The 20,975-nt window shown below is 60.9% G+C and carries 19 protein-coding genes and 1 pseudogene; 12 read left to right on the top strand and 8 right to left on the bottom strand.

The window, feature by feature from the left end:
• Nucleotides 1-194: 194 nt before the first annotated feature.
• On the top strand, nt 195-1,007 hold the full coding sequence (gene tcdA / locus KGA89_RS22680) for a tRNA cyclic N6-threonylcarbamoyladenosine(37) synthase TcdA (protein ID WP_003198205.1): 813 nt from the start codon (nt 195-197) through the stop codon (nt 1,005-1,007).
• A gap of 117 nt (nt 1,008-1,124) precedes the next feature.
• Here the strand turns inward: tcdA and KGA89_RS22675 are convergent, their stop codons facing one another.
• The 4 genes from KGA89_RS22675 to KGA89_RS22660 form a co-directional block, all read right to left on the bottom strand.
• Nucleotides 1,125-1,529 (bottom strand): SufE family protein, encoded by a 405-nt coding sequence (locus tag KGA89_RS22675; RefSeq protein WP_223472595.1) that lies wholly within the window; start codon nt 1,527-1,529, stop codon nt 1,125-1,127.
• Nucleotides 1,526-2,731 (bottom strand): aminotransferase class V-fold PLP-dependent enzyme, encoded by a 1,206-nt coding sequence (locus KGA89_RS22670; RefSeq protein WP_223472594.1) that lies wholly within the window; start codon nt 2,729-2,731, stop codon nt 1,526-1,528. The genes KGA89_RS22675 and KGA89_RS22670 overlap by 4 nt, the downstream gene beginning before the upstream one ends.
• Nucleotides 2,732-2,842: 111 nt before the next feature.
• Nucleotides 2,843-3,877: a 2,3,4,5-tetrahydropyridine-2,6-dicarboxylate N-succinyltransferase gene (dapD, locus tag KGA89_RS22665; protein ID WP_003198211.1), complete on the bottom strand. Its 1,035-nt coding sequence runs from the start codon at nt 3,875-3,877 to the stop codon at nt 2,843-2,845.
• Between the two features lie 32 nt (nt 3,878-3,909).
• On the bottom strand, nt 3,910-4,272 hold the full coding sequence (locus KGA89_RS22660) for an ArsC family reductase (RefSeq protein WP_223472593.1): 363 nt from the start codon (nt 4,270-4,272) through the stop codon (nt 3,910-3,912).
• A gap of 310 nt (nt 4,273-4,582) precedes the next feature.
• Between KGA89_RS22660 and KGA89_RS22655 the strand changes: the two genes are divergently transcribed.
• The gene (locus KGA89_RS22655) at nt 4,583-6,229 is read left to right on the top strand and encodes a Na+/H+ antiporter (protein WP_223472592.1); all 1,647 of its coding nucleotides are present in this window, start codon (nt 4,583-4,585) and stop codon (nt 6,227-6,229) included.
• Between the two features lie 8 nt (nt 6,230-6,237).
• Here KGA89_RS22655 and KGA89_RS22650 read toward each other — a convergent pair whose 3' ends face one another.
• Nucleotides 6,238-6,633: a type II toxin-antitoxin system PemK/MazF family toxin gene (locus KGA89_RS22650; protein ID WP_223472591.1), complete on the bottom strand. Its 396-nt coding sequence runs from the start codon at nt 6,631-6,633 to the stop codon at nt 6,238-6,240.
• A gap of 608 nt (nt 6,634-7,241) precedes the next feature.
• Here KGA89_RS22650 and KGA89_RS22645 point away from each other — a divergent pair.
• Nucleotides 7,242-7,600 (top strand): annotated as a pseudogene (locus KGA89_RS22645) (DUF6124 family protein).
• A gap of 183 nt (nt 7,601-7,783) precedes the next feature.
• Here the strand turns inward: KGA89_RS22645 and dapC are convergent.
• The 3 genes from dapC to map form a co-directional block, all read right to left on the bottom strand.
• A complete protein-coding gene (gene dapC, locus KGA89_RS22640; protein WP_223472590.1) occupies nt 7,784-8,983 on the bottom strand; it encodes a succinyldiaminopimelate transaminase in 1,200 nt (399 codons plus the stop codon).
• Nucleotides 8,984-9,119: 136 nt separating this feature from the next.
• Nucleotides 9,120-11,822, bottom strand: a complete 2,703-nt coding sequence (locus KGA89_RS22635; RefSeq protein WP_223472589.1) for a [protein-PII] uridylyltransferase — start codon at nt 11,820-11,822, stop codon at nt 9,120-9,122.
• A 44-nt stretch (nt 11,823-11,866) separates the two neighbouring features.
• Entirely contained in the window at nt 11,867-12,649 is a 783-nt protein-coding gene (gene map / locus KGA89_RS22630) for a type I methionyl aminopeptidase (RefSeq protein ID WP_003198229.1), read from the bottom strand.
• A 375-nt stretch (nt 12,650-13,024) separates the two neighbouring features.
• On the opposite strand from map, the gene rpsB reads away from it, so the two are divergent.
• The 9 genes from rpsB to KGA89_RS22585 form a co-directional block, all read left to right on the top strand.
• A complete protein-coding gene (gene rpsB, locus KGA89_RS22625; RefSeq protein ID WP_003198231.1) occupies nt 13,025-13,762 on the top strand; it encodes a 30S ribosomal protein S2 in 738 nt (245 codons plus the stop codon).
• A 194-nt stretch (nt 13,763-13,956) separates the two neighbouring features.
• Nucleotides 13,957-14,820, top strand: coding sequence for a translation elongation factor Ts (gene tsf / locus KGA89_RS22620; protein ID WP_003198233.1), 864 nt, complete (start codon nt 13,957-13,959; stop codon nt 14,818-14,820).
• A 212-nt stretch (nt 14,821-15,032) separates the two neighbouring features.
• Entirely contained in the window at nt 15,033-15,776 is a 744-nt protein-coding gene (pyrH, locus tag KGA89_RS22615; protein ID WP_003198235.1) for a UMP kinase, read from the top strand.
• Nucleotides 15,773-16,330 (top strand): ribosome recycling factor, encoded by a 558-nt coding sequence (frr, locus tag KGA89_RS22610; RefSeq protein WP_003198238.1) that lies wholly within the window; start codon nt 15,773-15,775, stop codon nt 16,328-16,330. Before pyrH ends, frr begins: the two co-directional genes overlap by 4 nt.
• Before the next feature lie 13 nt (nt 16,331-16,343).
• Nucleotides 16,344-17,099: a polyprenyl diphosphate synthase gene (uppS, locus tag KGA89_RS22605; protein ID WP_003198241.1), complete on the top strand. Its 756-nt coding sequence runs from the start codon at nt 16,344-16,346 to the stop codon at nt 17,097-17,099.
• Nucleotides 17,099-17,905 carry a phosphatidate cytidylyltransferase gene (locus KGA89_RS22600; RefSeq protein ID WP_223472588.1) on the top strand — a complete coding sequence of 269 codons (807 nt, stop codon included), beginning with the start codon at nt 17,099-17,101 and terminating at the stop codon, nt 17,903-17,905. Before uppS ends, KGA89_RS22600 begins: the two co-directional genes overlap by 1 nt.
• Nucleotides 17,902-19,092 carry a 1-deoxy-D-xylulose-5-phosphate reductoisomerase gene (gene ispC / locus KGA89_RS22595; protein WP_223472587.1) on the top strand — a complete coding sequence of 397 codons (1,191 nt, stop codon included), beginning with the start codon at nt 17,902-17,904 and terminating at the stop codon, nt 19,090-19,092. Before KGA89_RS22600 ends, ispC begins: the two co-directional genes overlap by 4 nt.
• A gap of 52 nt (nt 19,093-19,144) precedes the next feature.
• Nucleotides 19,145-20,497: an RIP metalloprotease RseP gene (gene rseP / locus KGA89_RS22590; RefSeq protein WP_223472586.1), complete on the top strand. Its 1,353-nt coding sequence runs from the start codon at nt 19,145-19,147 to the stop codon at nt 20,495-20,497.
• 74 nt (nt 20,498-20,571) lie between these two features.
• A partial coding sequence (locus KGA89_RS22585) for a POTRA domain-containing protein (protein ID WP_305882125.1) occupies nt 20,572-20,975 on the top strand: 404 nt, incomplete at its 3' end.

The following is a 20,975-nucleotide window of genomic DNA, read 5'->3' as shown; positions in this document are numbered from 1 at the left end:
ACGCAAGGCTTATGCAGGCGCGGGCTGGCTCGCGCAAAATGGCGGTTATCTTATAGCAAAACGACCACCATGGGCCCCTGGTGCGGGACAGGTGGAGCACAAAACCTGTGGGAGCAAGCTCGCTCCCACAGAGGTTTTGCTTAAATTGCCGAGACAAAGCCCTATAATGCGCGCCGGTTTTTGGGGTAATGGTCATGAGTACAGAAGATCCACGGTTTGCCGGTATCGCCCGTTTGTATGGCATCGAAGGCCTGGAGCGCCTGCGGGCGGCCCATGTGGCGATTGTCGGGGTTGGCGGTGTCGGCTCCTGGGCGGCGGAAGCCATTGCCCGTTGCGGCGTGGGCGAGATCTCGCTGTTTGACCTGGACGATGTCTGCGTCAGCAACGCCAACCGTCAGTTACACGCCCTGGACAGTACCGTCGGCAAACCCAAGGTGGAGGTGATGGCCGAGCGGCTGCGCGGGATCAACCCCGACTGCACCGTGCACGCGGTGGCCGACTTCGTCACCCGCGACACCATGGCCGAATACATCACGCCGAACATCGATTGCGTGATCGACTGCATCGACAGCGTCAACGCCAAGGCTGCGCTGATCGCCTGGTGCAAGCGCCGCAAGATCCAGATCATCACCACCGGCGGCGCGGGCGGGCAGATCGACCCGACGCTGATCCAGGTTTGCGACTTGAACCGTACGTTCAACGATCCGCTGGCCTCCAAGGTGCGCTCCACCTTGCGCCGCGACTACGGCTTTTCCCGCACCGTGACCCGTCACTACAGCGTGCCTTGCGTGTTCTCCACCGAACAACTGCGCTACCCGAAACCGGACGGCAGCATTTGCTTGCAGAAGAGTTTTGTCGGCGACGGCGTCAAGCTCGACTGCGCTGGCGGGTTCGGTGCGGTGATGATGGTGACGGCGACGTTCGGCATGGTCGCGGCGACCAAGGCTGTGGATAAGATCGTGGCGGGCGTGCGGCGGCCGGCGGACAGGGTCAAGCCTCAGGTTTGAGCACTGGAGCTGATGCCCTCATCGCGAGCAGGCTCGCTCCCACATTGGATCTCAAGGAACACAAATTTTGTGTACGACACGGATCCCCTGTGGGAGCGAGCCTGCTCGCGATGGCGATCATTCAGTCAGCTCAAGCATCCGCTTCAACACTGCATTCAAGCCATTGCTACGCGACGGCGACAACTGCCGCGACAATCCCAACTGATTGAACCAGCCCGGCAAATCCACCTGCTGCAACTCTTCAGCGGACAATCCGTTGACCCGCGCCAACAGCAACGCCACCAGCCCACGGATCAACCGCGCATCGCTGCTGGCGCAAAACTGCCAATGCCCGTCGTGCAACTGACCCACCAGCCACACCTGGCTTTCACAGCCGTGGACGAGGTTGGCCTCGCACTTGTCTTCGTCGCTCAGGGGCGGCAGGTGCTCGCCCCATTGCATCAGCAGTCGGGCGCGTTGTTCCCAACCTGACGCGTCCTGGAAAATCTGCAGCGCGGTGGCGGCCTCGGCGGGCAGGTTCATCGGAGCATCTCCAGGGCCTGGTCCAGCGCCTCGAAGAAACGCTCGAGATCAGCGGAGTCGTTGTACAGCGCCAGCGACACCCGAATCGCCCCCGACAGATTCAAATGCTTGAACAACGGCATTGCGCAGTGATGCCCGGCGCGCACCGCGATGCCTTGCTCGGTCAGCAGGTGGGCCAGGTCGGCGTTGTGAATGCCTTCGACCACGAAGCTGACCAGCGCCAGGCGCGGGTTGCCCACCAGGCGAACGCCGTTGCGGGCCAACAGGCCATGGAGCAGGTAGTCATGCAGCGCTGCCTCATGCTCGATGACCGCCTGCGGGTCGAGGTCGGACAGGTAATCCAGGGTCGCCCCCAGGCCGATCACGCTGGCAATCGGCGGCGTGCCCGCTTCGAAACCCAGCGGCGCCGGGCGGAAGCTGGCGCTGTGGTAATCGGCCTGTTGCACCATTTCGCCGCCGAACTGCCAATGACGCAAGTTGCCGAGGGCTTCGGTACGGCCAAACAGCACGCCCAGCCCATCGGGGCCGTAGAGTTTGTGGCTGGAAAACACGTAAAAGTCGCAACCCAGCGCCTCCACGTCGTGGCGACCGTGAACCACGCCTTGGGCGCCGTCGATCACCGTCAGCGCGCCCTGGGCCTTGGCCAGCGCCAGCAGCGCCGGCACCGGCTGCCAGGCCCCGAGCACATTGGATAACTGGCTCACCGCCAGCAAGCGCGTACGCGGGCCGATCAGTTCGGCGGCGGCGCCAGGGTCGATCACCCCGTCGGCATCCAGTGGCAACACCACCAGGGTCAATGAACGGCGTTCGGCCAGTTGCTGCCACGGCAGCAGGTTGGCGTGGTGTTCCAGGGCGCTGATGACGATCTCATCGCCCGGGTTGAATAGATATTCCAGCCCATAGGCCAGTAGGTTCAGCGCCGAAGTGGCGCCGTGGGTGAAGACTACTTGTCCGCAGTTTCCGGCATTGAGCCACTGCGAAACCTTGAGGCGGCTGTCCTCGAACGCCTGTGTGGCATGGGCGCCCGGCAAATGTTGCGCACGGTGCACGTTGGCCGCGCCATTGACGTAGTAATGCGTCAGGGCATCCAGCAGTGCTTGGGGTTTTTGCGTGGTGGCGGCGCTGTCCAGGTAGGTCTGGCCTTGCCGTTGCAGGGCGGCGATGGCCGGGAAATCGGCACGCCAGGGGGATTGGATCAACATGCTTTCGGGCCCTGCTCAATGACGCCGGACCCTGTGGGAGCGGGCTTTTTTTGTGGGAGCCAAGCTTGGCTCCCACAAAAAGGCTCGCTCCCACAGGTGGTGGTGTGAAGCTTAGTTGTGGGCGTGCAGCGCTTCGTTCAGCTCGATGGCCGATTTGTGCGTCTTGCATTCCACCGCACCGGTCTCGGAGTTGCGGCGGAACAACAGGTCAGGCTGGCCGGCCAGGTCGCGGGCCTTGACCACTTTGACCAGTTGGTTGTTTTCGTCCAGCAGCTTCACTTTGGTGCCGGCGGTCACGTACAGGCCCGACTCCACGGTGTTGCGGTCGCCCAGTGGGATACCGATACCGGCGTTGGCGCCGATCAGGCAGCCTTCGCCGACCTTGATCACGATGTTGCCGCCGCCCGACAGGGTGCCCATGGTCGAGCAACCGCCGCCCAGGTCCGAGCCCTTGCCGACGAATACGCCCGCCGAAACACGGCCTTCGATCATGCCCGGGCCTTCGGTGCCAGCGTTGAAGTTGACGAAACCTTCGTGCATCACGGTGGTGCCTTCGCCCACGTAGGCGCCCAGGCGGACCCGTGCGGCATCGGCGATACGCACGCCGGCCGGAACCACGTAGTCGGTCATTTTCGGGAACTTGTCCACCGAGAACACTTCCAGCAGCTCGCCACGCAGGCGGGCTTCGAGCTGATGCTCAGCCAGTTCGCTCAAGTCGATCGCGCCCTGGCTGGTCCAGGCGACGTTCGGCAGCAGCGGGAAGATGCCGGCCAGGTTCAGGCCATGAGGCTTGACCAGGCGATGGGACAGCAGGTGCAGCTTGAGGTAGGCCTCAGGGGTGGAAGACAGCTGGGCGTCTTCGGCCAGCAGCGTGGCGACCAGCGGCTTGTGGCTTTCGGCCAGGCGGGTCAGCAGCGCGGCTTGCGCGGCATCGACACCCTTGAGTGCTTCTGCCAGTTGCGAGGCCTGGGCGGTGGTGAAGGTGATGGCCTGGTTGCCTTCGCTGTAGCCGAGAATCGGCGCGATGGCTGCGACGATGTCAGCCGACGGGTTGAGCAGCGGCTGTGCGTAGAACACTTCCAGCCAGGCGCCTTGACGGTTTTGAGTGCCGACACCGAAGGCCAGGCTGAACAGGGTAGTGGACATGAAATTACCTCTACAAAATGGACTGGGCAGGCTTACTTGATCTCTGCCGCATAAATATCTGGCTTGAAGCCAATCAGGGTTCGGTCACCGAGGTCAAGCACCGGGCGCTTGATCATCGAGGGTTGGGCGAGCATCAGTTCGATGGCTTTCGGCTGGTCGAGATCGGCTTTGCGTTCGTCGTCGAGTTTGCGAAAGGTCGTACCGGCACGGTTCAACACCACTTGCCAGCCATGCTCGTCGCACCATTGGGTCAGGTGCTCACGGTCGATGCCTGCAGTTTTGTAATCGTGAAAGTCATAGCGCACCGCGTGCTCATCGAGCCAGGTACGCGCTTTTTTCATCGTATCGCAGGCTTTGATGCCGAAAAGGTGCAACGTTTTGCTTGAATCGGTCAAGGAACTGCCCCCTTTGCAGGTGCTGAAAATAAAAGGTGAAGGATTATGCCATGACCGGACGGTTTCGCGACGGTCCAGATCGGTATGCACTCAAACCTGTGGGAGCGAGCTTGCTCGCGATACAGACGACACGGTTCAACTGCAAGACCGGGCCACCGTTCATCGCGAGCAAGCTTTGCTCCCACAGGCTCATTGCCACAGGGCAGGGCTGCGACATAGGTACAACGGCCAGACCCATGCTAAGCGGCTAATATGGCACTTCAACGGCAAGCTGTTGCCGGATGTTTGTCGCTGTAATTGGAAAACCGTCATGCAAAGCGCCTATACCGTCCTGATCCTGTTAATGCTGGTGGGCGTGTCGCGCCTGATCGGGCGGTTGATCCCCCTGCCGTTGCCCCTGGTGCAGATCGGCGCCGGTGCCTTGTTGGCCTGGCCGTCCCTGGGCCTGCACGTAGCTCTCGATCCCGAACTGTTCCTGTTTCTCTTCTTGCCTCCGCTGCTGTTTTCCGATGGCTGGCGCATGCCCAAGCGCGAGTTGTGGCGCCTGCGAGGGCCGATCCTGACGCTGGCGGTGGGGCTGGTGTTGTTCACGGTGGTGGGTGCCGGTTATTTCATTCATTGGCTGCTGCCGAGTATCCCGCTGCCGGTGGCCTTCGCCCTGGCTGCCGTGCTGTCGCCGACCGACGCGGTGGCGGTGTCGGCGATTACCCGGGACCGCTTGCCCGCGCCGCTGATGCACGTGCTGCAGGGCGAGGCGCTGATGAACGATGCGTCGGGCCTGGTGACCTTCAAGTTCGCCTTGGCCGCGGCGATCACCGGCGTGTTTTCCCTGGCGAATGCCAGCCTGACCTTCGTCCTGGTGGCGGTTGGCGGCCTGTTGGTGGGCGTGGGCTTGAGCTGGCTGGTGGGGCGTCTGCGGGCCTGGATGATTGCTCGGGGTTGGGACGACCCGGCCACCCACGTGGTGTTCATGCTGCTGCTGCCGTTCGCGGCCTATGTGCTGGCCGAACGCTTGGGCGCTTCGGGCATTCTCTCGGCGGTGGCGGCGGGGATGATGCAGAGTTGGCTCGACCTGCTGCCGCGCCAGACCGGTACGCGGCTGCTCAATCGCAGCGTCTGGTCGCTGCTGGAATTCGCCTTCAACGGCTTGATCTTCCTGCTGCTGGGCCTGCAATTACCGGACATCATCAAGGCAGTGACCAGCCACGAGACGACGCTGTGGCCAACGCTGTTCTACCGCTGCCTGGATGTGGTGGCGATTTTCCTGGTGTTGCTAGTGCTGCGATTTGTCTGGGTGCAAAGCACCTGGCGCCTGTCCGGGCTGTTGCGGCGCTGGCGCGGTGAGCGCGAACTGACCCTGGTGCCGACCGCACGCTCCTGCTGGTTGCTGACCTTCGGCGGAGTGCGCGGCGCGGTGACACTGGCGGGAGTGCTGTCGGTGCCGTTGCTGTTGGCCGCGGGTGAGCAGTTTCCCGAGCGCGACTTGCTGATCTTCATTGCCGCCGGGGTGATTCTGTTGTCGTTGATTGCGGCCTGCATCGCCTTGCCATTGCTGCTGCGGGGCATCGAGAGGAGCCCCGACGACAAACGTCGTACCGAAGTGCGTGATGCCTGGCGCAAAACCGCTGAAGCGGCGATTCATGCACTGGAAGTGGAGGAGCCGACCGAAGCGACCAGTACGCCGGATGCGGCCCAGGCGGCGCTGGCGACCGAGGTCAAGGCGCGGCTGATGTCTGAGTATCGCCATCAGTTGGAGGTGTTCAACGACTCCGCCGAAGCCCAGGCGCTGGCGTTCGAAATGGACCTGCTGGAACGCCGGCTGCGCTTGAAGGCCTATCGGGCGCAGCGGTTGGAGTTGTATCGCCTCAGTCGTCATCATCAGATTGGGGATGATGTGTTGCGTGAGGTGCTGGGGGAGTTGGATTTGGCTGAGGCGAATTTGGGGTTGGGTAAATAACGGCAGGGTCAGAGCGGAAGGTAGGCCTTCACACCGGCGATTACGCCTTGCTTGTCTTCAGAGCCCAGGCGAGGAACGAAGTACTCTCGACCCTTGGATCGAGTCTTTCTGTGCAGCTTGTCCAGACGTTCAAAGCTCACGGTATAGATCATGTCGCACTTTACCCACAGTTCTTTGTAGCCATCGGACTGGAGGGGATTGCTGCGGAGCAGGTAGTGCCAGTCCTGCTGAGTCTGTGGCGTTGTGGAGGAAATCGGCACCACGGTACAGAGCTTGCGACTGTGTGTGGCAGTAGGGGAGATCACCACCACCTTGCGGATCTTCAGCATTTCAGGTGCAACAAAGCCCCGCGTGAAGTCGCAAAGAAGAACATCGCCTTGCTTGGGATGGTAATAAAGAGGCATTCCTTATCCTCATAAAAAAGCAAAGCCGCCCGAAGGCGGCTTCAATCGACACGCAGTTGAGCTTGCTTCGCCCTTTCTGCGCCGCTGGGTCAACCCCGAGAGGGACCCAGACTCCTGCCAGCTCTCGCTGGTGACGGGGTCGATTATGGCTACCGGCAATAGCGAATTCAAGCCAGCTTGAACCCTCGTCACAGGGTTAAATGAGGTCTTTCGGTGTACAACTTTAGCGAAATCAAAGGCTTGGCGTCTGCGGTACGTTTTATGTCTTTTCTTGTCTGAGCAGACAGATTGTCGTCTGTCAGACGCACCGAAGTTTCCGACAAGTTTTTAAGGTTGTCCGTCGGAAGCGAGGGCTCTAGCCTCTGGGTGTCGCTGCCAATTCAGCGACCGGACGTGAGAATCCGAACACCCACTATGCGCATAGGCGCCCGCCATATAAAGTGCAGGCGCGTTTCGTCCATGCATCATGTTATGGCGGCTGTGCGCGGGCATGTTTCGACATGGCCGGGTTCGGTGGTGTTGACCCGGATTCTCACCCCGCGTACGGCTGCCACTCTATAGGTCCGTGAGAAGACTTTGTGGTAGCTCCAACACCTTAGGAGCATCACATGATCAAAGAAACTCCAAATCCACCAAAACCTGCCTCCACTTTCCCCTACGGCGATTACGCACCCGAAAAGCTGCAAGAGGCCGCTGACCGTGTGCTGGATCATTACCTCAAACCTGGCGACAGCAAGTCAGAACCCAAACCCTCGGTACAGTTATTCACTGTGGCTGACGGTATCGACACCGAAGTGTTGCTGGCCAACCTCAGCGAAACCCTGGCTTCGGCCAATGCAATGCTCAATGACCTTGCCTTCGATCAGGACGGATCGCGACGACATGTAGCATTGGAGTGGCCCAGATGATTGAGTTGGGGATGTTGTTGGCGAACAAGTGCCTGGACCGGGTAGAGCTTCGGACTTGATGTAATAGGTGCCGGCCTCATCGCGAGCAAGCTCGCTCCCACAGGGGGCCAGTGTCGATGGATCGTTCCCACGCTCTGCGTGGGAATGCCGCCAGGGACGCTCCGCGTTCCGCTTCAGGGAGGCGACGCAGAGCGTCACGGGATGCATTCCCACGCAGAGCGTGGGAACGATCGATGGGGGGATTAACCCCGACGCTGGATGAACGCGCGGATTCGCTCCGCCGCTTCCACGCATTCAGCCAGCGGCGCGACCAGGGCCATGCGCACGCGTCCGGCGCCTGGGTTGACGCCTTCCACTTCGCGGGACAGGTAGGAGCCCGGTACGACCGTCACGTGTTCCTGTTCGAACAGGTCCCGGCAGAACGTCGCATCGTCGCCCGCTACGTTCGGCCACAGGTAGAAGCTGCCATCGGGGCGTTGCACGTCCAGCACCGGGCTGAGGATCTCCAGCACCGCGTCGAATTTCTCCCGGTACAGCGCGCGGTTGGCGCGTACGTGCACTTCGTCGTTCCACGCGGCAATGCTCGCCAGTTGGGTCTGAACCGGCATCGCGCAGCCATGGTAGGTGCGGTACAGCAGGAAACCCTTGAGGATGTCCGCGTCGCCAGCGACGAAACCGGAACGCAGGCCCGGCAGGTTGGAGCGTTTGGACAGGCTGTGGAACACCACACAGCGCTTGAAATCCTTGCGACCGAGTTCGACGCAGGCGCTGAGCAGCCCCGGCGGTGGGGTTTGTTCGTCGAAGTACAGTTCGCTGTAGCACTCGTCCGCGGCGATGACGAAGTCATATTCGTCAGCCAGGGCGATGAGTTTCTTCAGTACATCCACCGGGATCAGCGCGCCGGTCGGGTTGCCAGGGGAGCACAGGAACAGGATCTGGCAGCGTTTCCAGATGTCCGGCGATACCGCATCGAAATCCGGATTGAAGCCGTTCGCGTCCAGGCACGGCAGGTAGTGCGGCTTGGCCCCGGCCAGGAACGCCGCGCCTTCGTAGATCTGATAGAACGGGTTCGGGCTGACCACCAGGGCGTCGTCGCCACGGTTGACTACGGTCTGGGTGAAAGCGAACAGGGCTTCACGGGTGCCATTGACCGGCAGCACATGGCGCGCCGGGTCCAGCCAGCCGTTTGGCACGTTGAAGCGGCGCTCGCACCAACCGGTGATGGCCTCACGCAACTCGGGGATGCCGAGGGTGGTCGGGTACACCGCCATCTTTTCCAGATTGCTGGCCAGGGCCTCAGCCACGAAGCTGGGCGAGCGATGCTTGGGTTCGCCGATGGACAGGGCGATCGGGCGTTTGTCCGGGTTGGGCGTGACGCTGCCAAGCAAGGCGCGGAGCTTTTCGAAAGGGTAGGGCTGGAGTTGGTTCAGAGCGTTGTTCATCAAGGGCCTCGTCAATGTGGGCGCGGTCCTTGTGGGAGCGAGCTTGCTCGCGATGGCGGTGAGTCAGGCAGCATCAATGCTGGATGCTCCGTCGCTATCGCGAGCAAGCTCGCTCCCACAGAGGGAGATTGTTCGTTCAGATGCTGATACGTGTCATGTGAGCATCGGGTTCCTGGTTGACGCTCAAATGCTGCACGATCGCTTCCTGCAGGCGGCTGCACAGCTGCGGATCGGACAGCGGCTGGTTATGTGCGTCGGTGATGAAGAAGACGTCTTCCACCCGTTCGCCGAGGGTGGCGATCTTGGCGTTTTGCAGCGACAGGTCGAACTCCAGGAAAATATGGCCGATCCGCGCCAGCAGGCCCGGGCGGTCCGGGGCGCTGAGTTCCAGCACGGTGACCTGGCGCTGGGCGTCGTTGTGGATCGTCACCTGGGGCGCGAAGGCGAAGTGCTTGAGCTGGCGCGGCACCCGGCGCTGGATGATGGTCGGGTAGTCCGCCGGGTTGCGCAGGGCTTCGGTCAGGCCGTCGCGAATCTGCTTGACCCGCGCCGGGTTGTCGCCAATCGAGTCGCCGTCGGTGTCGAGCACGATGTAGGTGTCGAGGGTGAACTGGCTGCTGGAGGTAATGACCCGGGCGTCGTGAATGTTGAGGTTGAGCTGGTCCATCGCCGCCACGGTCACGGCGAAGAAGTCGTGCTGGTCCGGGGCGTAGATGAAGATCTGCGTGCCACCTTCGAACTCGCGCTGGGTGGTTTCCTTGATCAGCACCAGCGGCCCGCCATCGGCCGGTTGCTGGAGGATCGCGTCGCTGTGCCAGGCCACGTCGCCGGCGGTATGGCGCAGGAAATAGTCATCGCCCAGTTGCGACCAGAGCTGCTCGACGTCGTCCGGATCGGTGCCGCCGCGCACCAGGATGTCCAGGGCTGCGCTTTGGGTGCGACGGATCTGCTCTTCGCGGTCCACCGGGTTTTCCAGGCCGCGGCGCAAGGCGCGCTTGGTCTCGGTGTAGAGCTGGCGCAACAGGCTGGCGCGCCAGGAATTCCACAGGGTCGGATTGGTGGCGTTGATGTCGGCCACGGTCAGCACGTAGAGGTAATCCAGACGTGTTTCATCGCCGACGTTCTGGGCGAAGTCGTGGATCACCTGCGGGTCGGACAAGTCCTTGCGCTGGGCGGTGGTGGACATCATCAGGTGGTTCTGCACCAGCCAGACGATCAGCCGGCTGTCCCACAGGGGCAGTTGATGGCGCTGGCAGAACGCCTCGGCATCCACCGCACCAATCTCGGAATGATCGCCTTGGCGGCCCTTGCCGATGTCGTGGTACAGCCCTGCCATGTAGATCAGTTCGGGCTTGGGCAACTTGGCCATGAGCTTGCTGGCCAGCGGGAATTTCTCCGACACCTGGGTGTACTGCAGCTTACGCAGGTGCTTGATCAGGTTCAGGGTGTGGGCATCGACCGTGTAGATGTGGAACAGGTCATGTTGCATCTGCCCGACGATGAAGCCGAACTCCGGCAGATAACGCCCGAGGATCCCGTAGCGGTTCATGCGTCGCAGGTTGCGGTGCACGCCGATCTTGCACTTGAACAACTCGATGAACAGGCTGGTGTTGCGGATGTCGTTGCGGAAGTCTTCATCGATCAGGTGACGGTTTTCCCGCAGCAGGCGAATGGTGTCGGCGCGTACACCCTTGATTTCCGGCTGCTGGGCCATGAGCACGAAGATTTCCAGCATGGCGAACGGCGTGCGGCGGAATACATTGGCGTTGCGCGCCTCGATGTAGCCGTCGTGCAGTTGGAAACGAGAGTTGATCGGCTGCGGCGGTTCTTCGTCTTCGGGGGCGAGGATGACTTCCTCGAAGTGCTGGATGATCAGTTCGCTGAGCTGGGCAATGCTCATCACCACGCGGTAGTACTGCTGCATGAAGTTTTCGATGGTTTGCTTGGCATCCTGCCCTTCGAAACCCAACAGGCTGGCGATGGAGCGCTGATGGTCGAACAGCAGGCGGTCCTCGGAGCGCCCGGCCAGCATGTGCAGGGCGTAGCGGACCTTCCACAGAAATTCCTGGGACGAGGCCAGCAAGGCGTTTTCGCTTTCCACCAGGAAACCTTCACCGGCCAGGGCGCGCAGGTTCAGCGTGCCGTACTGGCGACGGGCGACCCACAGGATCGTCTGGATGTCCCGCAGCCCGCCGGGCGAGCCCTTGACGTTGGGCTCCAGGTTGTATTCGGTGTCGTTGTACTTGTGGTGGCGGGCCTTCTGCTCGGCGCGCTTGGCCAGGAAAAAGTCCTTGCTGGGCCACATGTGCGCCGTGCTGGTGACATCGAGCATGCGCTGGCGCAGGTGCTCGGGGCCGGCAATGGTGCGGCTTTCCATCAGGTTGGTGATCACCGTCAGGTCGGCGCGGGCCTCGTCGGCGCATTCTTGCACCGAGCGAACGCTCTGGCCGACTTCCAGGCCGATGTCCCACAGCAGCGTCAGGAACCGCTCGATGGAGTCACGGAAAACTTCATGATCGGCGCTGTCGAGCAGGATCAGCAGATCGATGTCGGAGTAGGGGTGCAGTTCGCCGCGCCCGTAGCCGCCGACCGCGACCAGGGCGATGTCGGCATCTTCGCTCCAGTTGAACTGCTCCCAGGCCTTCTGCAGGATGTTATCGACGAACCAGGCACGGTCCTCTATCAGCCGCCGAATGTCCCGGCCATTGCGAAAGCGCTGGTCGAGCACTTCGTGGGCCTGGCGGATCGCCTTCTTGAACGCCGAGATGGGGCTTGCCTTCAGGGCCAGTTCAGCCTGGAACTGGCCGCGGTCGAAGAGTTCGGGATCCACCTGCGGCATTGAATGACTTTCCTTTCTATCTATATCTATAGGCTGGGTTCGGATCAGGCGGAAACGCGAGGGATGGTGTCATCGCTGCGCAGGGTGAAGATCTCGTATCCGGTCTCGGTGACCAGCAAGGTGTGTTCCCACTGGGCCGACAGCTTGCGATCCTTGGTGATGGCAGTCCAACCGTCGCCCAGCACCTTGGTGTCAGCGCGCCCCTGGTTGATCATCGGCTCGATGGTGAAGGTCATGCCCGCCTGCAGTTCCATGCCCGTGCCGGCACGGCCGTAGTGCAGGATCTGCGGTTCTTCGTGGAACACCTTGCCGATGCCATGGCCGCAGAACTCGCGAACCACCGAGAAGCCGTTTTTCTGCGCGTGCTTCTGGATCACTTCGCCGATATCCCCCAGGCGGCAGCCCGGCTTCACCAGTTCGATGGCCATGTACATGCATTCCTGGGTGACCTTGGACAGGCGCTGGGCCCACTCCGGCACGTTGCCGACATGGAACATGCGGCTGGTGTCGCCGTGAAAGCCGTCCTTGATGACGGTGACGTCGATGTTCAGGGTATCGCCATCCTTCAACGGTTTTTCGTTGGGGATGCCGTGGCAGACCACGTGGTTGATCGAGGTGCAGATCGACTTCGGGAAGCCTTTGTAGTTGAGCGGGGCCGGGATGGCTTTCTGCTCGTTGACGATGTAGTCATGGCAGATGCGGTCCAGCTCTTCGGTGGTCACACCAGGCTTTACGTAGTCGGCGATCATCTCCAGCACATCGGCGGCGAGTTTGCCGGCGACACGCATTTTGGCGATGTCCTCGGGAGTCTTGAGGGTAACGGTCATACAGGCTCTCTCTGCGCCTGACGGCGCTGTTCAAAACGAAATGGGCGGCGGATGATGATTCACGTGGCCCTGAAAGAGACGATTCTAACAGACGATCAGCGCAAATCCGCGTCCACATGCATCGCTTCTCTCTATAAGGGTGTGCATCCATGGCCCATGAAAGGGCTGTGGGAGGGGCACTTCGCCAGGATTTCAGAATCCGTGTTCCGTTTTCGCCCTTGCTGTGGTATAAAATGCGCCGCTTTCCGGGGATGACCCCGTAAGCTTAAATCCACACACGTGTCGACACGATGACCTGGGTGCCTTTGGCTTTTATAGCCGCTGGTTGGTCATTGGGATACGTGGAGGCCAAACCCGACTTATCAAGGAACTATCATGTCCCAAGTCAACATGCGCGATATGCTGAAGGCCGGTGTGCACTTCGGTCACCAGACCCGTTACTGGAACCCGAAAATGGGCAAGTACATTTTCGGCGCGCGTAACAAGATCCACATCATCAACCTTGAAAAAACCCTGCCGATGTTCAACGAAGCACTGACCTTCGTAGAGCGCCTGGCCCAGGGCAAAAACAAGATTCTGTTCGTCGGCACCAAGCGTTCCGCTGGCAAGATCGTTGCTGAAGAAGCAGCACGTTGCGGTTCGCCGTACGTCGATCACCGCTGGTTGGGCGGCATGCTGACCAACTTCAAGACCATTCGCGCTTCCATCAAGCGTCTGCGTGACCTTGAAGTCCAGTCCGAAGACGGTACTTTCGCCAAGCTGACCAAGAAAGAAGCGCTGATGCGCACTCGCGATCTTGAGAAGCTGGACCGCTCCCTGGGCGGTATCAAGGACATGGGCGGTCTGCCTGACGCACTGTTCGTGATCGACGTTGATCACGAGCGCATCGCGATCACCGAAGCCAACAAGCTGGGTATCCCGGTCATCGGCGTTGTCGATACCAACAGCAGCCCGGAAGGCGTTGACTACATCATCCCAGGCAACGATGACGCCATCCGCGCCATCCAGCTGTACATGGGTTCGATGGCTGACGCTGTTATCCGTGGTCGCAACAACGTGAATGGCGGCACCGAAGTCTTCGCTGAAGAAGCTCCGGCAGCAGCCGCTGAGTAATTGACGCCCTGGCGTTGACTCAGTAAGCAAAAAGGGGGCTTGGCCCCCTTTTTGCCACCTCGAAAACCATTTGCCGCCAGCGCAGTGACCTGTTTGTAACCTGCCGCGGCCTATAAGCAGTGGTTTTCCAGGAAGAATTGATCGCCCGTTCGATCGGGTGGAATGGTTGAAAACCTATCCAAGAGGATTTTGAAATGGCAGAGATTACTGCAGCGTTGGTCAAAGAACTGCGCGAGCGTACCGGCGAAGGCATGATGGACTGCAAGAAAGCCTTGACCAAGGCTGGCGGCGACATCGAAAAAGCCATTGATGACATGCGTGCTTCGGGCGCCATCAAGGCTGCCAAGAAAGCGGGCAACGTTGCCGCTGAAGGCGCGATCGGCATCAAGGATGACGGTAAGGCTGCCGTTATCATCGAAGTCAACTCGCAGACTGACTTCCTGGCTCTGCAAGACGACTTCAAGGCATTCGTTGCTGCCAGCGTAGAAAAAGCATTCGCCGACAAACTGACCGACGCAGCTCCGCTGATCGCCGCTCAGGAATCGGCTCGTGAAGCCCTGGTTGCCAAAGTAGGCGAAAACGTCAACATCCGTCGTCTGGTTCGCGTCGAAGGTGATGTTGTCGGTTCCTACCTGCACGGCAACAAGATCGGCGTCGTTGTAGCCCTCAAAGGCGGCAGCATCGAGCTGGCCAAGGACATCGCGATGCACGTCGCTGCCAGCAACCCTGAGTTCCTGTTGCCGTCGGAAGTTTCCGCTGATGCCATCGAGCGCGAGAAAGCCGTGTTCATGCAGCTCAACGAAGACAAGATCAAAGGCAAACCAGCCGAAATCGTTGAAAAAATGGTTGCCGGTCGTATCACCAAGTTCCTGGCTGAAGCCAGCCTGGTTGAGCAGGCGTTCGTCAAGAACCCTGAAATCAAGGTCGGTGAACTGGCCAAGAAAGGCGGCGCTGAAATCGTTTCCTTCACCTACTTCAAAGTGGGCGAAGGCATCGAGAAGCCAGTAGACAACTTCGCTGAAGAAGTTGCTGCTCAGCTGGCTGCCAGCAAGCAATAAGACAGTTTTTATAACTGTCGCCCTGAAGAGGCTGCCCGCTCACGCGCGCAGCCTCTTTTCGGATGGGGATGCCGATTTTTATTGGTTTCCTGTCGGAACTGGCTTACAAAGCCGTGTTCCGATGGCGCTGTGTCAGCGTCAAGCTAGAGTGAACGCAGGCTGAAAACAGCTTGCAAAGAATTTTCGAAAATACGCCGCAGGAGAGATTCGCAATGGCTCAGCAGGGCAGTGGTTATCAGGCTCGCTATAAACGCATTCTACTCAAGCTTAGCGGCGAGGCCCTGATGGGCTCGGAAGAGTTCGGGATCGATCCGAAAGTGCTGGATCGCATGGCCCTGGAAGTCGGCCAGCTGGTCGGGATCGGCGTTCAGGTCGGCCTGGTCATCGGCGGCGGCAACCTGTTCCGCGGCGCAGCGCTGAGCGCGGCCGGCATGGATCGGGTCACGGGCGACCACATGGGCATGCTGGCCACTGTGATGAACGCCCTGGCTATGCGTGACGCGCTGGAGCGTGCCAATATCTCGGCCATCGTGATGTCGGCCATTTCCATGGTTGGCGTGACCGATCACTACGACCGCCGCAAAGCCATGCGCCACCTCAACTCCAAGGAAGTGGTGATTTTTGCCGCCGGTACCGGTAATCCGTTCTTCACCACGGATTCGGCCGCCTGCCTGCGAGCGATCGAGATCGATGCCGATGTCGTGCTCAAGGCAACCAAGGTCGATGGCGTCTATACCGCTGACCCGTTCAAGGACCCGCATGCCGAGAAGTTCGATCATCTGACCTACGATGAAGTGCTGGATCGCAAGCTGGGTGTAATGGATCTGACGGCTATCTGCCTGTGCCGCGACCACAAGATGCCGCTGCGCGTCTTTAACATGAACAAGCCCGGTGCCCTGCTGAATATCGTCCATGGCGGCGCCGAAGGAACACTGATCGAGGAAGTTCAACAATGATCAACGAAATCAAGAAAGACGCTGAACAGCGCATGCAGAAATCCCTGGAGTCCCTGGCGCACAACTTCGGTCGCATCCGCACCGGCCAGGCGCACCCGAGCATCCTTGAGGGCGTGATGGTGCCGTACTACGGCTCCGATACCCCGATCAAGCAAGTGGCCAACATCACCGTCAAGGACGCTCGCACCCTGCAGGTCGTGGCCTTTGAGCGTAACATGCTGGGCGCAGTCGACAAGGCCATCGGCAGTGCCGGTCTGAACCTGAACCCGACCAACCTGGGCGAGCTGCTGCTGATCTCCATGCCGGCCCTGACCGAGGAGACCCGCAAGGGCTTCACCAAGCAGGCTCGTGATGTGGCTGAAGACGCCCGTGTTGCCGTGCGCAACATCCGTCGTGATGCCAATAGCCAGCTCAAGGACCTGGTCAAGGAAAAGGAAATCAGCGAAGACGAAGAGCGTCGTGCCACTGGCGAGATCGACGACCTGACCAAGAAGTACGTGGCTAAGATCGACGCGGATTTGGCGCAGAAAGAAAAAGACCTGATGGCCGTATAAGGGTCTCGTTTTCATGGAAAAGACCAAACAGGCCGTGCCGTTCGCGGTGCCGCGCCACGTGGCGATCATCATGGACGGCAATAACCGCTGGGCCAAGAAACGCTTTATGCCTGGCGTTGCCGGGCACAAGGCGGGGGTCGACGCGGTTCGTGCGGTCATCGAGGTGTGCGCCGAGGCAGGGGTCGAGGTGCTGACCCTGTTCGCCTTCTCCAGTGAGAACTGGCAGCGTCCGGCCGATGAAGTCAGTGCCTTGATGGACTTGTTCCTCAAGGCCCTGCGTCGTGAGGCCAAGCGCCTCAACGAGAACAAGATCAGCCTGCGGATCATCGGTGATCGCTCGCGCTTCCATCCTGAATTGCAGGCTGCGATGCGCGAAGCCGAATCCGCGACGGCGGGCCCTGATCGGTTTGTCCTGCAGATCGCTGCCAACTATGGTGGTCAGTGGGACATTGCCCAGGCTGCCCAACGGCTGGCGCGGGAAGTCCAGGCCGGGCATTTGCGCCCGGAAGACATCACGCCGGAGCTGTTGCAGACCTGCCTGGCGACCGGCGACCTGCCGCTGCCGGACCTGTGCATCCGTACCGGTGGCGAACATCGCATCAGCAACTTCCTGCTCTGGCAGTTGGCGTATGCCGAGTTGTACTTCTCCGACCTGTTCTGGCCGGACTTCAAACACGAAGCCATGCGCACCGCACTGGCCGATTTCGCTTCCCGTCAGCGTCGCTTCGGTAAAACGAGCGAGCAGATCGAAGCTGGAGCCCGGGTTTAATGCTTAAACAACGAATCATCACTGCCTTGATCCTGTTGCCCATCGCCCTGGGTGGTTTCTTCCTGCTTGAAGGCGCCAGTTTTGCGCTGTTCATCGGGCTGGTCGTGACCTTGGGTGCGTGGGAATGGGCGCGGCTGGCGGGTTTTCCTGCGCAGTCGGCGCGCGTGGCCTACGCGGCGGCCGTGGCGGCCATGCTGTTTATCATGTACGTGGTGCCTGGTCTCGCGCCTTGGGTGCTGGGCGCCGCAGTGCTGTGGTGGGCGACGGCGACCTTCCTGGTACTGACCTATCCGCAGACTACCCATCATTGGGCCAATGCGGCGACCAAGCTGGTGATCGGCCTGTTGATCCTGCTGCCGGCCTGGCAGGGGCTGATCTGGATCAAGCAAGGCCCGCTGGGCAACTGGCAAATCATGGCTGTGATGGTGCTGGTGTGGGGTGCCGACGTCGGCGCCTACTTCTCCGGCAAGGCCTTCGGCAAGCGCAAGCTGGCGCCGAAGGTCAGCCCTGGCAAGAGCTGGGAAGGGGTCTATGGTGGCCTGGCCTTGAGCCTGGTGATCACGACCGTGGTCGGCTTTGTGCGGGACTGGACCGTCGCGCAGTTGCTGATGGGCCTTATTGGTGCCGCCTTGATCGTATTTGTATCCGTGGTCGGCGACCTGACCGAAAGCATGTTCAAGCGTCAATCGGGGATCAAGGACAGCAGTAACCTGCTGCCCGGTCACGGTGGCGTGCTGGATCGCATCGACAGCCTTACTGCCGCGATCCCGATCTTTGCCGTGCTGTTGTGGATGGCGGCGTCGTGAGTCGCCCCCAGCAGATCACTGTTCTCGGCGCGACCGGTTCGATCGGCCTGAGTACGCTTGACGTCATCGGGCGGCATCCGGAGCGGTACCAGGTGTTCGCCCTCAGTGGCTTCACGCGCATGAGTGAATTGCTGGCCCTGTGCATACGCCACACGCCGCGGTTTGCCGTGGTGCCTGAGGCCACTGTGGCGCGGGCGCTGCAGGACGATCTGCGCGCCGCTGGTTTGCAAACCCGTGTGTTGGTGGGGGAGGAGGGCCTCTGCCAAGTGGCGTCCGACCCAGAAGTCGACGCCGTGATGGCGGCAATTGTCGGTGCGGCGGGCTTGCGTCCGACGCTGGCGGCGGTGGAAGCCGGCAAGAAGATCCTGCTGGCCAACAAGGAAGCGCTGGTGATGTCCGGCGCCCTGTTCATGCAGGCTGTGCGCAAAAGCGGTTCGGTGTTGCTGCCCATCGACAGCGAGCACAATGCGATTTTTCAATGCATGCCGCGGGATTTTTCCCGTGGCCTCGGCGCGGTGGGTGTCCGGCGGATTTTGCTGACAGCCTCCGGTGGTCCGTTCCGGCAGACGCCGCTGGAAGAATTGGTGCATGTTTCACCCGAGCAGGCCTGTGCGCACCCGAACTGGTCCATGGGGCGCAAGATTTCCGTGGATTCGGCCAGCATGATGAACAAGGGGCTGGAGCTGATCGAGGCCTGTTGGCTGTTCGATGCCAAGCCGTCCCAGGTCGAGGTGGTGATTCATCCCCAGAGCGTGATTCACTCCCTGGTGGACTACGTCGACGGTTCGGTGCTGGCCCAGTTGGGCAATCCGGACATGCGCACTCCGATCGCCAATGCCCTGGCCTGGCCAGAGCGCATCGATTCGGGTGTTGCGCCGCTGGACCTGTTCGCCATCGCTCGCCTGGACTTCCAGGCGCCCGATGAGCAGCGTTTCCCCTGCCTGCGCCTGGCGCGCCAGGCGGCCGAGGCGGGCGACAGTGCGCCGGCCATGCTTAACGCCGCCAATGAAGTGGCGGTTGCAGCGTTTCTCGATGGACGTGTCCGTTACCTCGAGATCGCGAGTATCATCGAGGAAGTCTTGAATCTCGAGGCCGTGGTTTCGGTCAATGACCTCGATACGGTATTTACGGCGGATGCCAGGGCTCGTGAATTGGCGGGCCAATGGCTGCGGCGCCACGGGCGTTGAAGCTGCGATACGTTAGCCAGGGTTGCCCTGGACAGGATTGCGGAGAAAACAGATGAGCGCGCTCTATATGATTGTCGGCACCCTGGTTGCCTTGGGGGTGTTGGTCACATTTCACGAATTCGGTCATTTCTGGGTCGCGCGGCGCTGTGGCGTCAAGGTCCTGCGTTTCTCCGTGGGCTTTGGCATGCCCTTGTTGCGCTGGCACGACAAGAAAGGCACCGAGTTCGTCGTAGCGGCCATCCCGCTGGGCGGCTACGTCAAGATGCTCGACGAGCGCGAAGGCGAAGTCTCGGCCGACCAGCTCGATCAATCCTTCAATCGCAAGACCGTCCGTCAGCGTATCGCCATCGTCGCCGCGGGGCCGATCGCCAACTTCCTGCTGGCCATGGTGTTTTTCTGGGGCCTGGCCATGCTGGGCAGCGAGCAGGTGCGTCCGGTCATTGGTGCGGTGGAGTCGGGTAGCGTTGCCGCCCGTGCCGGGCTGGGTGCCGGGCAGGAAATCGTCGCTATCGATGGCGAGCCGACCTCGGGCTGGGCGGCGGTCAATCTGCAACTGGTGCGTCGCCTGGGTGAGAGCGGCTCGTTGCAACTGATGGTGCGCGAGCAGGGCTCCACGGTGGATTCGCCTCGTGAACTGGTCTTGGATAAATGGCTCAAGGGCGCCGACGAGCCGGATCCGATCCGGTCCCTGGGGATCCGCCCATGGCGTCCGGCGATGCCGCCGATACTCGCCGAGCTCGATCCGAAAGGCCCGGCCCAGGCCGCTGGCTTGAAGACCGGCGATCGGTTGCTGGCGCTCGACGGCCAGCCGGTCAGCGACTGGCAGCAGGTGGTCGATTCGGTTCGCGTACGTCCTGATAGCAAGATTGTGCTGCGCATCGAGCGTGACGGTGCTCCAATCGATGTCCCGGTGACCCTGGCCGCCCGCGGCGAGAGCAAGGCGCCAACCGGTTATCTGGGGGCGGGCGTCAAGGCTGTGGACTGGCCGCCGGAAATGATTCGCGAGGTCAGTTTCGGCCCTGTGGCGGCGATTGGCGAGGGTGCGCGTCGTACCTGGACCATGAGTGTCCTGACGCTGGACTCGCTCAAGAAAATGTTGTTCGGCGAGCTCTCGGTAAAAAACTTGAGTGGACCGATAACCATTGCTAAAGTGGCGGGCGCTTCTGCCCAGTCGGGCGTTGCTGATTTCCTGAATTTCCTTGCTTATCTGAGCATTAGCCTGGGAGTTCTGAATTTGCTGCCCATCCCGGTACTGGATGGGGGGCATCTGCTGTTTTATCTGATCGAGTGGGCGCGTGGTCGTCCCTTGTCGGATCGGGTGCAGGGTTGGGGGATACAGATAGGTATCAGCTTGGTGGTCGGGGTCATGTTGCTTGCCCTCGTCAACGATCTGGGTCGTCTGTAACGCTTCGCTGAATTGCGAATCTGCCGCATTTTGCGGCAGTTTGTTTATTGCCAGTTGGAATAAGAAAGGACTTCATGAAACGTCTGCTGCTAACTGCGGTTCTCACCGTATTGATGATCGCCGAAGTTCACGCCGAGTCCTTCACTATCTCTGATATTCGCGTCAATGGCCTCCAGCGGGTCTCCGCGGGTAGCGTCTTTGGTGCCTTGCCGTTGAACGTCGGCGAGCAGGCGGATGATCGGCGCCTGGTGGAATCCACGCGTGCGCTGTTCAAGACCGGCTTCTTTCAAGATATCCAACTGGGCCGTGACGGCAATGTCCTGGTCATCACCGTTGTCGAGCGCCCGTCGGTCGCCAGTATCGAGATCGAAGGCAACAAGGCGATCTCCACTGAAGACCTGATGAAAGGCCTCAAGCAATCCGGCCTGGCCGAAGGCGAGATCTTCCAGCGCGCCACCCTCGAAGGTGTACGTAACGA

Source organism: Pseudomonas sp. A-RE-22, assembly GCF_019956035.1.
Classification (GTDB): domain Bacteria; phylum Pseudomonadota; class Gammaproteobacteria; order Pseudomonadales; family Pseudomonadaceae; genus Aquipseudomonas; species Aquipseudomonas brassicacearum.
Note: the sequence above shows the minus strand (reverse complement) of the source record. Positions and strands in the feature narration are given on the sequence as shown.

Bases quoted from the DNA above. Each gene is read 5' to 3' on its own strand.
- tcdA (WP_003198205.1), top strand. From the start codon at position 195: ATGAGTACAGAAGATCCACGGTTTGCCGGTATCGCCCGTTTGTATGGC.
- KGA89_RS22675 (WP_223472595.1), bottom strand. From the start codon at position 1,529: ATGAACCTGCCCGCCGAGGCCGCCACCGCGCTGCAGATTTTCCAGGAC.
- KGA89_RS22670 (WP_223472594.1), bottom strand. From the start codon at position 2,731: ATGTTGATCCAATCCCCCTGGCGTGCCGATTTCCCGGCCATCGCCGCC.
- dapD (WP_003198211.1), bottom strand. From the start codon at position 3,877: ATGTCCACTACCCTGTTCAGCCTGGCCTTCGGTGTCGGCACTCAAAAC.
- KGA89_RS22655 (WP_223472592.1), top strand. From the start codon at position 4,583: ATGCAAAGCGCCTATACCGTCCTGATCCTGTTAATGCTGGTGGGCGTG.
- KGA89_RS22650 (WP_223472591.1), bottom strand. From the start codon at position 6,633: ATGCCTCTTTATTACCATCCCAAGCAAGGCGATGTTCTTCTTTGCGAC.
- dapC (WP_223472590.1), bottom strand. From the start codon at position 8,983: ATGAACAACGCTCTGAACCAACTCCAGCCCTACCCTTTCGAAAAGCTC.
- KGA89_RS22635 (WP_223472589.1), bottom strand. From the start codon at position 11,822: ATGCCGCAGGTGGATCCCGAACTCTTCGACCGCGGCCAGTTCCAGGCT.
- map (WP_003198229.1), bottom strand. From the start codon at position 12,649: ATGACCGTTACCCTCAAGACTCCCGAGGACATCGCCAAAATGCGTGTC.
- rpsB (WP_003198231.1), top strand. From the start codon at position 13,025: ATGTCCCAAGTCAACATGCGCGATATGCTGAAGGCCGGTGTGCACTTC.
- tsf (WP_003198233.1), top strand. From the start codon at position 13,957: ATGGCAGAGATTACTGCAGCGTTGGTCAAAGAACTGCGCGAGCGTACC.
- pyrH (WP_003198235.1), top strand. From the start codon at position 15,033: ATGGCTCAGCAGGGCAGTGGTTATCAGGCTCGCTATAAACGCATTCTA.
- frr (WP_003198238.1), top strand. From the start codon at position 15,773: ATGATCAACGAAATCAAGAAAGACGCTGAACAGCGCATGCAGAAATCC.
- uppS (WP_003198241.1), top strand. From the start codon at position 16,344: ATGGAAAAGACCAAACAGGCCGTGCCGTTCGCGGTGCCGCGCCACGTG.
- KGA89_RS22600 (WP_223472588.1), top strand. From the start codon at position 17,099: ATGCTTAAACAACGAATCATCACTGCCTTGATCCTGTTGCCCATCGCC.
- rseP (WP_223472586.1), top strand. From the start codon at position 19,145: ATGAGCGCGCTCTATATGATTGTCGGCACCCTGGTTGCCTTGGGGGTG.